The sequence below is a fragment of the Vagococcus salmoninarum genome, assembly GCF_003987495.1.
GTDB classification, from domain to species: domain Bacteria; phylum Bacillota; class Bacilli; order Lactobacillales; family Vagococcaceae; genus Vagococcus_D; species Vagococcus_D salmoninarum.
Genome location: NZ_NGJU01000006.1, coordinates 16048 through 28241 on the forward strand (window position 1 = coordinate 16048; position 12194 = coordinate 28241).

The 12194-nt window shown below is 38.1% G+C and carries 13 protein-coding genes; 9 read left to right on the forward strand and 4 right to left on the reverse strand.

The window, feature by feature from the left end; translation table 11 throughout:
• Nucleotides 1-100 precede the first annotated feature (100 nt).
• The 3 genes from CBF35_RS05050 (at nt 101) to pepV (ending at nt 4008) form a co-directional block, all read left to right on the forward strand.
• The gene (locus CBF35_RS05050; RefSeq protein WP_126778882.1) at nt 101-1741 is read left to right on the forward strand and encodes a putative polysaccharide biosynthesis protein; all 1641 of its coding nucleotides are present in this window, start codon (nt 101-103) and stop codon (nt 1739-1741) included.
• A 55-nt stretch (nt 1742-1796) separates the two neighbouring features.
• The gene (locus tag CBF35_RS05055; RefSeq protein WP_126778883.1) at nt 1797-2522 is read left to right on the forward strand and encodes a 16S rRNA pseudouridine(516) synthase; all 726 of its coding nucleotides are present in this window, start codon (nt 1797-1799) and stop codon (nt 2520-2522) included.
• Between the two features lie 73 nt (nt 2523-2595).
• A complete protein-coding gene (pepV, locus tag CBF35_RS05060) occupies nt 2596-4008 on the forward strand; it encodes a dipeptidase PepV (protein ID WP_126778884.1) in 1413 nt (470 codons plus the stop codon).
• Nucleotides 4009-4047: 39 nt separating this feature from the next.
• On the opposite strand, the gene cbpA is transcribed toward pepV, so the two are convergent.
• Nucleotides 4048-4701 carry a cyclic di-AMP binding protein CbpA gene (gene cbpA / locus CBF35_RS05065; protein ID WP_126778885.1) on the reverse strand — a complete coding sequence of 218 codons (654 nt, stop codon included), beginning with the start codon at nt 4699-4701 and terminating at the stop codon, nt 4048-4050.
• Nucleotides 4702-4895: 194 nt separating this feature from the next.
• Here cbpA and rpmG point away from each other — a divergent pair, with 194 nt between their 5' ends.
• The 5 genes from rpmG to CBF35_RS05090 all read left to right on the forward strand — a co-directional run bounded on the left by rpmG (nt 4896) and on the right by CBF35_RS05090 (nt 7846).
• A complete protein-coding gene (gene rpmG, locus CBF35_RS05070) occupies nt 4896-5048 on the forward strand; it encodes a 50S ribosomal protein L33 (protein ID WP_126778886.1) in 153 nt (50 codons plus the stop codon).
• A gap of 19 nt (nt 5049-5067) precedes the next feature.
• Nucleotides 5068-5238, forward strand: coding sequence for a preprotein translocase subunit SecE (gene secE, locus CBF35_RS05075; RefSeq protein ID WP_126778887.1), 171 nt, complete (start codon nt 5068-5070; stop codon nt 5236-5238).
• 164 nt (nt 5239-5402) lie between these two features.
• Nucleotides 5403-5945: a transcription termination/antitermination protein NusG gene (gene nusG, locus CBF35_RS05080; RefSeq protein ID WP_126778888.1), complete on the forward strand. Its 543-nt coding sequence runs from the start codon at nt 5403-5405 to the stop codon at nt 5943-5945.
• Nucleotides 5946-6088: 143 nt separating this feature from the next.
• Complete coding sequence (locus CBF35_RS05085; protein WP_126778889.1) at nt 6089-6985, forward strand: alpha/beta fold hydrolase; 897 nt, start codon at nt 6089-6091, stop codon at nt 6983-6985.
• Nucleotides 6986-7846 (forward strand): alpha/beta fold hydrolase, encoded by an 861-nt coding sequence (locus CBF35_RS05090; protein ID WP_126778890.1) that lies wholly within the window; start codon nt 6986-6988, stop codon nt 7844-7846.
• 53 nt (nt 7847-7899) lie between these two features.
• Here the strand turns inward: CBF35_RS05090 and sdaAA are convergent, their stop codons facing one another.
• From sdaAA to CBF35_RS05105, 3 genes are all read right to left on the reverse strand, one after another.
• Nucleotides 7900-8766: an L-serine ammonia-lyase, iron-sulfur-dependent, subunit alpha gene (gene sdaAA / locus CBF35_RS05095; RefSeq protein ID WP_126778891.1), complete on the reverse strand. Its 867-nt coding sequence runs from the start codon at nt 8764-8766 to the stop codon at nt 7900-7902.
• 17 nt (nt 8767-8783) lie between these two features.
• Nucleotides 8784-9452 (reverse strand): L-serine ammonia-lyase, iron-sulfur-dependent subunit beta, encoded by a 669-nt coding sequence (gene sdaAB, locus CBF35_RS05100; protein ID WP_126778892.1) that lies wholly within the window; start codon nt 9450-9452, stop codon nt 8784-8786.
• Nucleotides 9453-9599: 147 nt separating this feature from the next.
• A complete protein-coding gene (locus CBF35_RS05105; protein WP_126778893.1) occupies nt 9600-11066 on the reverse strand; it encodes an AcpB/EbpR/MafR family transcriptional regulator in 1467 nt (488 codons plus the stop codon).
• A 488-nt stretch (nt 11067-11554) separates the two neighbouring features.
• Here CBF35_RS05105 and CBF35_RS05110 point away from each other — a divergent pair, with 488 nt between their 5' ends.
• Complete coding sequence (locus CBF35_RS05110) at nt 11555-12079, forward strand: recombinase family protein (RefSeq protein WP_126778894.1); 525 nt, start codon at nt 11555-11557, stop codon at nt 12077-12079.
• The last annotated feature ends 115 nt before the right edge of the window (nt 12080-12194 follow it).

A 12194-nucleotide genomic window follows, 5' to 3' on the forward strand; every position in this document is an offset into this window, starting at 1 on the left:
GGCTGAAAAATCCTTCTTATTAAGTTGACAATTGCCGAGATAAAATAAGTACAATTGCTGGTTGTTACTTAAGTATGTATGAGAAAGTTGGACATAACGAATGGAAACGCTAGAACAAAATTTCGAACAAAAAGATTTAGAGTCAAAACAAAAAATGGTTCGTGGTTCGATCTGGATGACAATCGGTAGTGTTGTCTCGAGATTAATGGGAGCAATCTATGTTATTCCTTGGTATGCGTGGATGGGGGAAAACGCTAAAGTTGCTAACAACCTATTTACTAAAGGCTATAATATTTATGCTTTGTTTTTAATGATTGCAACGGCAGGAATTCCGGCAGCTATCGCAAAACAAATCTCTCATTATAATTCTTTGAATGAGTATGGCTTAAGTAAAAAATTATTTAAACAAACGATGTATGTCATGATTGGTTTAGGGGTGGCCTTTGCTGGTATTATGTACTTTGCAGCACCGGTCTTAGCCGCTGGGGAGGAAGAATTGATTCCCGTCATGCGGGCGTTGAGTGTCGCTTTACTAATTTTCCCATGTATGAGTGTTATCCGTGGTTATTTCCAAGGAAACCATAACATGATTCCGTCAGCAGTCTCACAAATCGTTGAGCAGTTTGCCCGAGTCTTTTACATGCTATTAGCAACTTATGTGATTATGCAAGTCAAAAAAGGGAATTATGCCGATGCTGTTACTCAATCGACCTTTGCAGCTTTTATTGGAATGTTGGCTGCTATGGCAGCTTTAGTTTGGTTTTACCAACGTGATGCTAGTCGGATTAAAGAGATGGAAGCAAAAAGTGCTAATAAGTTAGAAATTTCTACCTCAAAACTCTTAAGTGATATGATGGTCGAAGCGTTGCCCTTCATCATTATCGGTTCAGCGATTACGATTTTCAAAATCTTTGACCAATACACTTTCGAAAGAATTATGTCGAGCTTAACGAATTTTACTGACCGTCAAGTCAAAGAATTATTTAGTATTTTTAGTGCTAACCCAGATAAGTTGACGATGATTACGATTTCGATTGCTACGTCGTTATCGATTACTAGTCTACCTTTAGTCACTGAAGCTTTTACGATGAAAAATCGCAAAGGGGTGGCGAAGTTAGTTAGTGATAACTTTCAATTGTTTTTCTTCGTGATGGTGCCAGCCACAGTTGGGATGGTCATTTTAGCGGAACCTTTAAATACGTTGTTCTATGAACATGATTTATTAGGCTCATCAGTCTTAATCCAAGCTTGTTATGTGGGAATTATTCTTGGTTATTACATGTTAGTTTCTTCGACGTTGCAAGGATTATATGAAAATAAAAAAGCGATGATCTTTTTAGGTGTTGGGTTTGTGTTAAAAATCCTCTTACAATACCCATTGATCTGGCTCTTTGAAGTTTACGGTCCCTTGTTAGCAACTGGAATAGCTTTCTTAGTCTCAGCTATTTTAACGACCCGGGAAATTCATAAAATCACAGGGTTTAATTTTAGCTTAACAGCTCGTCGGACCTTGTTAATTATGATTTTAACAACGGTGATGGCCCTCGTCGCGTCCTTAGTGAAATGGCTCATGTACCTAGGTCTAAATCCAGCAAGTAAAAGCCAATCATTTATTATTGTGATGGTTGTGGCTGGTGTTGGCGCCGCTGTCTATGGTTATCTCGGTTTGAAATTACGCTTAGCAGATAAATTATTAGGTGACCGAATTGCCGGTATTCGCCGACGCTTAAAGATAAAATAAATGATGGGGCCGCTGACTAATGTCACGGCCTCTTTTGTTCAAAGGAGGAATTCAAATGCGTTTAGATAAATTTTTAAGTCATACTGGTTTTGGTAGTCGCAAAGAAGTCAAAGAGCTACTGAAAAAAGCCATTGTTGAAGTGAATCAACAACGAATTAAAGATGGGAAATTCGCTGTTAAAGAAACCGTGGATACTGTCACTGTTGATGGGGAAGAATTACACTATCAGCTCTATTATTATTACTTGCTACATAAACCTCAAGGGGTAATCTCAGCCACGGTCGACAAACAACATCGAACAGTCATTGATTTATTAGCGGAACAAGACCATCGGGCTGACCTCTTTCCTGTCGGTCGTTTAGACAAAGATACGACAGGGTTGTTGGTCATTACGAATGATGGGCAATTTTCCCATAGTCTCTTGTCGCCGAAGAAACATGTCCCAAAACGTTATTGGGCTAAAATCCAAGGAATAGTGACTGAGACAGATCAAGCTGAATTTACGAAAGGCATCATGCTCTCAGGAACAGAAGAGTGTAAACCAGCTATCCTAGAAATTATCAAAACAGATTTAGGGACAGAGACATCAGAAATCCGGGTGACGATTACTGAAGGCAAATACCATCAAGTCAAACGGATGTTTGAAGCTGTAGGGAAAGAAGTGTTAGTTCTACACCGTGAGACTATGGGTGGCTTAACGTTAGACCCAGAGTTAAGTGTTGGGGAGTACCGGGAACTAACAGAAGTAGAACGGGAGTTATTACAAAAGAAAGAGGTTTAAAAGAGTTGTCTTTTTCTTTTTAAGCTAAAAATGATATGATAGAAGAGAAACTAATTTGAAGGAGCGGATAGAGATGACAATTGATTGGAAAAAAGAAGTAGAAGCTCGAAAAGATGACTTATTTACAGATCTTTTTGATTTATTAAGTATTCCGAGTGTTCGTGAAGATGATAAGGCGACAGCTGATGCCCCAGTAGGACCTGGCCCGAAAGCAGCCTTACTGCGTTTCTTAGAAATTGGTGAACGTGATGGTTTCGTAACTAAAAACATTGAAAATATTGCTGGCCATTTAGAGTATGGTGCTGGCGACGAAACGATGGGGATTTTTGGTCACGTTGACGTTGTCCCAGTTGGTACTGGTTGGGAAACAGATCCATTTAAACCAGTCATTAAAGATGGTAAATTATATGCTCGTGGTTCAAGTGATGATAAAGGCCCAAGTGTGGCTGCTTATTACGCGTTAAAAATGATTAAAGAATTAGAATTACCAGTGTCTAAACGGGTGCGTTTTATTATTGGAACTGATGAGGAAAGCGGTTGGAGTTGTATGGATCGCTACATGGAAGTTGAAGAAAAACCGGATTTTGGTTTTGCGCCAGATGCTGAATTCCCAATTATTAATGGTGAAAAAGGCATGAATAATATCGACTTACAATTCCCAGGAACGAATGCTGGTGACTATCAGTTAGTTAGCTTTAATTCAGGCTTACGCCCAAACATGGTACCAGAATCTGCGACGGCAGTGATGACTGTTCCTAATGAGGAAGCTGCTGCTAAAATGGAAGTTGCTTTCTTAAACTATGTTGAAAGTAACCCAGTTTCAGGTACGATTGAAAAAGCTGGCACAACTGTGACTGCGACTATTAAAGGAAAATCAGCTCATGGTGCAAGCCCTGAATCTGGGATTAATGGCGGGACTCACTTAGCTGTTTTCTTAGCACCTTTCCCATTTGCTCAAGGAGCCCAAGCTTTCTTAGAGACAGCGGCTAATTATTTACATGAAGAACCAGCTGGTGTGGCTTTTGGAATTGCTCATACAGATGAGGTTATGGGTGAGTTAACGATGAACCCAGGGGTCTTTGTCTTTGCAGCCGATGGCACAGAAAATCTGATTACTTTAAACATTCGCTACCCGAAAGGTGTGACGAAAGCTGGTTTAGTCACAGCTCTAGAAAATAAAGTCGGAGCTGCTGGTGTGACAGTTGTCCCTGGCGTTCACGGTCATACGCCACACTACGTGCCAGCGAATGATCCTTTAGTTGAAACATTATTAGCCGTTTATGAAAAACACACTGGCCTTAAAGGGGCAGAAAAAGTCATTGGTGGCGGAACTTTTGGTCGTTTATTAGACCGTGGCGTGGCCTTTGGCGCAATGTTCCCTCACAGTGTTGATACGATGCACCAAGCCAATGAGTTTATGGCTGTCGATGATATTATCAATGCCACAGTGATTTATGCTGATGCAATCTACTCACTAATTAAATAAGCAAGAAAAAAGAAGCCTTATAAGGCTTCTTTTTTTAGTTTAATTAATTAATCCGGCTGATTTTTGTAAGTCTTCAACTTCAACGACTTTGTAGTCTTTCCGTTCTAACTGTTCAATCACAACTTCAAGGACTTCTTCAGATGTGTCAGCTGGTAAAGTAAATAACATTCTGCGAATAAATTCGTCTTGACCAACATCAAGAGTAATACAACTTGTGATTGGTGAATGTTTTGAAATGATTTTAGAAATAGCGGCTAAATCACCTTGACGACCAATCGAAGCTACCGTTAAGACATAACGTCCTTCATTGACATTCCAAGATTGAGCTAAGATATTTAATAACTTACTATGAGTTAAGATACCGTAGAAGTGTTGATTTTCATCAAGGACTGCAATATAAGGCAACTCTTTAATTGTGAAGAAGATTTTGAAGAATGAAGAGTTTAAATAAATGTATTTTGTCGCATTTTTCAGGAGATGAGTGACCGGTAATTGCATGTCGCCACCTTCTGATTTATGACGGTAAATATGCATCTTATAGATGTTTCCCCGGAAAATTTTGCCAGTCTCATCTAAAATCGGTACACAACGGTAACCTGATTCTTCGAGAATTGCTAAGGCATTCTCTAGGGTACACGTCTCGTCAACTGTTGTTAGATCTCGTTTCTTAATACAAACCTGTTTAATAAGCATATGACAACCTCCAATTATGATTGCTTTGATACTATTATCTTACCATACAATATCTAAAAGCAATAGAAAAAACATTTTGAGTTTTCTGTAAATTACCTAGTAAATCAAGAAAAACGGGAGGGGGAATTGACATGTTTCCCAAATGGTGGTAATGTAGATTAGTAAAAGAGTAGCCAGAATGGAGGAAATGAACATTGGCAACTAAGAAATCATCCCTTGCCTGTTCTGTTTGTGGTTCCCGGAACTATTCTAAAGCTGTGAATGAAGGACAGCGTACAGAGCGCCTAGAAGTAAAAAAATATTGTAAATATTGTAAAGGTCATACTTTACACAGAGAAACTAAGTAATCAGTAGGAGGTCAAATTAATGTTTAAATTTATCGGAAGTGTTCGTGAAGAAATGAAGATTGTGACGTGGCCGACAAACAAACAGCTAAGGAAAGATGTCTCAACAGTCATTCAAACAACGATTTTATTCGCCATTTTCTTTGGCGCAGTAGATGTTGTAATTAATGCAGCAATTAAATTATTCGTTTAATGACGACAAACTCTGAGGGGAAGATAACTTTCTGTTAGAGTTTTTTTCTGTCCAAAATAATAGGGACTAGCCAATTAAGCTGAAGGGTGCTATACTTATTGAAGAGGAAAGACTTCGGATTGTACTGAAGTTTTTTTATTTTACAAGAAAGTAGGATATTAAGAATGGAAACATTTGAAAGACAATGGTTTGTGTTACATACCTATTCTGGTTATGAAAACAAAGTCAAAGCAAATATTGAATCTCGTGCCCAAAGTATGGGAATGGAAGATTTTATTTTCCGCGTCGTTGTACCAGAAGAAGAAGAGCGTGAAGTCAAGAATGGTAAAGAAAAAATCAACATGAAAAAAACTTTCCCAGGTTATGTCTTAGTTGAGATGGTCATGACAGATGATTCTTGGTATGTTGTCCGTAATACACCAGGAGTAACTGGTTTCGTAGGGTCACATGGGGCCGGTAGTAAACCAGCACCGTTGTTAAATGAAGAAATTGAACATATCTTACGTAAACTTGGCTTAAGCAAACGTCATAAAGAATTGGACGTTGAAGTCAGTGAAGTTGTTAAGATCATTGAAGGAGCATTCTCTGGTTTAACAGGTGAGATTGTTGAAATTGATTTAGAACGTCAAAAACTTAAAGTTAATATTGATATGTTTGGCCGTGAAACGTCAACTGAATTAGACTTTGAACAAATTGATAAGTTATAATTATTAGAAACTTTGGTTATCTACTATTAGGTAGGTAGCTGAGGTTTTTTATTTTTTGATAAATTTTAGTTAGAAGTGATTAAATGATAGTCTAATAACCAAAAGTTTGCTATTCTAAGACTAAGAAGAGAGGCTGTGAGTTCATGAAACTGAAGAAATGGTTAATCAGTAGTCTAGTTTTAAGTGCCAGTGTGATTGTTAGTCAAAAGATTTTGAAGCAGTTGAACAAGCAAAGTAAATTTAAACAGTTAAAAAGGAATCACACTCAACATGACCGAATCCCGACTTTGTTAATTCATGGTACAAATGGCACTCGACGGTCATTAGGTGGAATGATTGAGCGTTGGGGAAAACAAGGATTAGCTTATAAAGCTCTAGAAGTTGAAGTGAGTCGTGACGGAGAGTTAACGTTAACAGGTAACTGGCAAGAACTTCATCCTGAGCAGCAACCACTTATTCAAGTTATCTTTAAAGAAGGCAATCCACCAGAATGGCAACAAGGTGAGTGGCTTAAAAATATTTTAGAATTACTTAAACAGGAATTGCAGATTCAAAAAGTTCAAATGTTAGGTCATTCTATGGGTGGAGTAGCGATTCTTCGCTATTTAGTGGACTATGGTCAAGATAATACGTTACCAAAGGTTAGTAAAGTTGTCGCACTTGGTACGCCTTTTAATAGTGAAGAAGTCAGTAGTTCTGGAAAGACGAAGTATGATTTAGGAACAGCAGGCCCACTAACGGAATATCCGACTTATCGCTACTTGAAAGCTTATTATCAAAACTTACCTCGTGAGTTGTCACTTTTAAATATCTACGGTGATTTAAAAAATGGCAGTCGTAGCGATGGCTTTGTGTCAGTTGACAGTGCTAAAGCGATCCGTTTTTTAATTAAAGGTTGGATCGAAACTTATTCGGAACGACAAGTACTGGGAGTGAGAGCGCAACATAGTTTACTCCATGAGAATAAGCAAGTTGATCGTTTAGCGGCTAATTTTTTATGGGGGCATCAACACTTACATTTTAAAAAGGGAGGTCATTAAATGGCGAAAAATAAGCTTAGTAAATTAGTTTTAGTCGGTTTTGTTTGTAGTCTAGCTTTAGTTGTTTATGGTACGAAAAAGCATAAAACAGCGACCTTAAGTAAACCGAAGGAACAATTTGAAAAAACATTGACTAAAAGTAAGCGCCCGAATTTGTTTTTTCATGGCTACAAAGGCAGTTTGATTTCTTTTGGGACCATGATACATCGGCTGAACCGGAATGAACTAGGTACTCGTTCGGTGACTTTAACAGTTAGCCCCCAAGGTGAAATTAAAGAAGATGGCAATTGGAGTGCCAGTGATAATCCCTTGATTCAAGTCGTCTTCGAAGATAATACGAATCAAGAGTGGCAACAAGCTGAGTGGATTCAACAAGTCTTAAACTATTTACGTGAAAGTTATCAAACCCAAGAAGTGAATGTAATTGGTCATTCCATGGGTGGTGTGAGCATTATGCGCTACTTAGCTAACTATGGGAGCCAAGGCTCAGAAGTTAAAATCAATAAAGTTGTTACTATTGGCTCGCCTTTCAATGATTTTAATGAAGATGAACGTTCTTATCAAGAAATTTTAACCTTTGGTCCGACGATTAGTGCTCCGCGCTTTGTTGAGTATGACAATAATTTTGGAAATATTCCCGAAGAAATCACATTCTTAAGCATTGCAGGTGATATTGAAGGGGACAATGGCAGTGATGGCACAGTCCCAGTAGCAAGTGTCGTTGCTTTGAATTATTTGTTTGAAAAATATGACTTAAGTTACGAGTTTGAAAAAGTTCAAGGGAAAGGGGCGCAACATAGTGCCCTCCATGAAAACCGCAAAGTCGATAAGTTAGTTGCCGAATTTTTATGGCAAAATTAAATTGAAAAACAGAAAAGCCGAAAAACGTGAACCCTTCACGTTTTTCGGCTTTTTTAATCTTTAAAGAGTTCTTTTGCTAAGCGGCGGCCAGTTGGGGTATCGGCGAGGCCGCCTTCAGCTGTTTCTTTGAAAATCGTCGGCATTTGGCGACCGACTTTCCCCATGGCAATCACCACTTCATCTGGGGGAATGACACTGCGAATTCCTGCTAGAGCCATATCCGCAGAAATATAAGCTTGGGAAGCACCTAAGGCATTGCGTTTGACACATGGGACTTCCACCAGACCAGCTACCGGATCACAAATTAGCCCCATCATATTTTTTAAGGTGATCGCTACGGCTTGGGCAGATTGGTCGGGAGTGCCACCAACTGCCTCGACTAAAGCGGCACTGGCCATAGCACTAGCCGAGCCAATCTCAGCTTGGCAACCACCTTCTGCCCCACTAATCGAGGCGTTGTTAGCGATGACTAAACCAAAGGCCCCAGCTGTAAATAAGAAGTTTAATTGTTGCTCTTCTGTTAAGTTCAAGTCCTCAGTAGCAGAACCTAAAACGCCAGCGGCAACTCCAGCACTGCCAGCAGTGGGGTTGGCACAAATTAAGCCCATTTTAGCATTGACTTCGTTAACGGCAATAGCGTTGCGAACGGCTCGTAAAATCGTGTCGCCACTTAAAAACTTCCCAGAATCCAAGTAATCATTCATACGTTTGGCGTCGCCACCTGTTAGTTTTGTGACAGATTCTACTCCGGCGACTCCTTGTTGAATCGATTTTAGCATGACTTCTTTATTTTTAGTCATATGGGCAATGATTTCACTCCGGGAAGCGCCAAAAGAAGCCATCTCCACTTGAATCATTGCTTCAGAAACAGAACCCCACTGATTAGCTAAGGCGACTAATTCGTCAATTGTTTTAAACATTTCTAAACCTCCGGATTTTATTTAAAGAAAGAGACATTGTGGATATTAAGAATTTTTTTTAATTCCAGAAGACTATCTTCAGCGTGACGTTCATCAACTTCGATAATCATAATCGCATTATCCCCTTTAGCTTCACGAGTCACAGTCATTGTACCGATATTAATAGCTTGGCGCTCAAACACTTTTGTGACTTTGGCAATCATCCCGGGAACATCTTGATGAACGATCACGAAAGTCGGCACTCCCATACTAAGATTGATGCGAAAACCATTTAACTCAGAGATTTGAATATTACCGCCACCGATTGACAGGCCTGTGACACTCATCGAGCGACCGGCTTTTTTTACTTTTAAAGTAACTTGATTAGGGTGTTCAGCTTTCTCTTTTTTAGGGACAAAAGCGACTTCCATCCCTGCTTCATGGGCTAATCTTAAAGATTCAGCGAGCCGTTCATCGTCAGGTTCCATGCCTAAAAGTCCACCAACTAAAGCAATGTCAGTGCCGTGTCCGCGATAAGTTTTGGCGAAGGATTCATAAAGCCAAATATCGACTTCGTCAGGTAATTCCCCGAAAATATTGCGGACGATTTTCCCTATCCGAGCTGCACCAGCTGTGTGAGAGCTGCTCGGTCCGATCATAATTGGTCCAATTAAATCGAAAACACTTTTAAATTGTCCAGTAGACATGTCTAAATCCTCTTTTCTATGATTGTTTTGTATGGGCTAATAATAACATAAATAAGGTAAAAAAAAAATCTTTGAAACTAGCTAAAGAAGTGTGTCAAAATATATCAAAAAAGAACCGTCATTTCAAGGTGAGGGTTCTTTAAAGTATTACTGATTTTTTTTTATCATATCGGCAAGTGCTACCCAGTCTCTTTTTCGTGGAATCGGCGGAAAATAAAGAATATTTGGGTGGTCTAAGATTAATTTGTCAGAATTACAAATAATGATGTCGTATGCCTTTGATTCATCGATAAACTGCTGGAAAGTCGTACCAACAGAAATATCACAATTAATGTGTAAATTTGGACGAGCGACTATCATTTCTTTAATGATATGAGCGTGGCCAATTTCATAAGTGCAAGCTAATAAGACCTTCAATGGTTTGGCGATAGCAATAGCTTGAGGAATCAAATGTTTCCAGTTAGTCACGATAATGAAAATAGATTCGTTTAATGAATCCGAGTCCCATTTGAATGTTGGGGTAAAAGAAAAATCGTGAATCTTATCAACGATTACGCGAGTAAGTCTGGGGTAATCAGTCGAAAGGTTAGCGAGCATTTCTTTTCGAGGGTTAAATAAAATATGATTCTCACCAATAAACAATGGGTAGTGATTTATTAAAGTCAAAGTGATTTTCTCAAGGGAGTCGCATGTAATACCGAGTTCTTGACTAATGTTATCAATTAGAACCGCAATGTCATCGATTTGTTTTTGAAGTTTCGGATCGTTTTGTGCTGCTTTTTGAAGAGAAGAAAAATGTTGAAAATAGTGAATATTTAAAAATGGTGCCGATAACTGTTCAATGATCCGTGGATCCCAAATTAGTTTAGTTGTTCGTGCAAAATAAGCCCCGTACTCCTTATGAGCGGTTAATAAATGGAAAATCGGATTGTTTAAAGCGGTATGGTCAGTTAAATCACGGCTAAATCCGGCTTTTTCTCTCGTGATGACAACGACGAAAATTTGCGAAAGCAGTTCGAGTTCAGCGTAGGGCCGTTGCAAGTTAGTGTATGAAAGAACATCGTTCAACATGTTTTGGTAAGCCAAGATTTGTTCAAAAGGAAAAGGCGATGTTTGCAAACTGTATTTTTCCTTTAAGTATTGATACATCGTATTTCTAATAGCTAATTCATTCCCAATCAATTGATGATTAAAGTTAGTTATTTTGATATCTAAGTTTTTCTCTTTAAACACGGTATTAATCGCTTTAATTGCACGATTGACAGTTGCGGGACTAATAAATAGTAGGTCAGACAGCTGTTCAGTTGAGATAGCATTATTAAAAAAGACAGCCTCTAAAACGGAAAACTCGTGGGAGTTGTCAAATATTTTTTCGTAAACATATTCAAATCCTAAATATTGAGGCATGAATAATTTATAGCCTAATGAGCTGTGATGTTGAATAGTGAAGGGGTGAAATTGCTCATTTAAAATCGGAATAAGGTGTTGAATGGTACGAATTGGGAAATTAGTTAGATTGGCTAGCTGAGAAAGGGTTAGCCAATCCTCAGTCTCGTAGAGTGTTTCTAAAATAGTAAGTTGACGACTCGTTGTAGTTCTTAATAATCTTTGCATAAAAAATTCATCTCCTGTTCATTTTTTAAACCAAGTAAATCCTATCATAAAGGAAGAGTAAATAAACTGTCAAATAAAGTAATTAAAAAACGTTCAAAAATTACAATTTTAATGAAATTGAAAGGAGTATAATCTGTGAAAAAACAAGCTTGCTGAAAACTTTCAAGAAAAACTAAGTATAATTGTCGTGCAAAAAATGGGCTTACCATGCAAAAAATGACGAGTTTGGTAAATATATCTGTGATAATATAATCTATACATCAGGCGTTCAACAAAAAAAGTACGCTTTAAATCGCAAGTTTGACGTTGTTAGTGAAGTTTAAAATAACGCGCGTTTCTAGTGTGAGTGTTTTTTTAAAAAATAGTTCATTATGTTTTTTGAAAACATAAATAAAAAGTAACTAATTTGCTATTCACAAAGATTTGCGAGTGAGAAACGTTAATAAATTAGCAAAAAAATAACTAGTTATATAAAAGGAGGGTAAAATATGACGACACTAGCATATATTAGATCAAACATGCCAATTGCGACCTTTGATCAAGTAAGTCAGATGATGGATTATCAAGTGACTGAAATGTACGTTGAAGATAAGTTAGTCTCAGAGTCTCGGGAGTTTATGAAGTTGATTGAACATGCAGCTGAAAATGATGTGATTATTGTCTATAGTTTAATCTCGATTTGGCAAATTAAAGGAATTTATACTTATCTTCAATTGTTAAAGCAAAAAAATGTCAGATTAATTGCGATTAATGAAGAAATCGACACAGATAACTACAAAGACTTTTATGATCAAATGTTATTCTTCTTCGATGTCTCAAAGCGGTCAAGGTCAGCCACGACGAGAAGAGCCTTAAATGCGAGGCGTGAAAAAGGCCAAAGCTTAGGGCGTCCCAAAATTAATGAGACGACAATTAATAAAATTAAAGATTTAAGGGAACAGCGTTATTCATTAAGGGAAATCGCGGTGAAATGCGATGTTTCATTGGGAACCGTTCATAAGTATCTACATTAAATTTAACGAGGTATCAACCGTAAAGGTTATATATATGAAGTGCCGACAGTCTCCTTTGCTAAGAGTAGGGAGGAGTTTGAAAGGAGTGTTGGTCAAGAGAAGAGAAGGAAGAGGC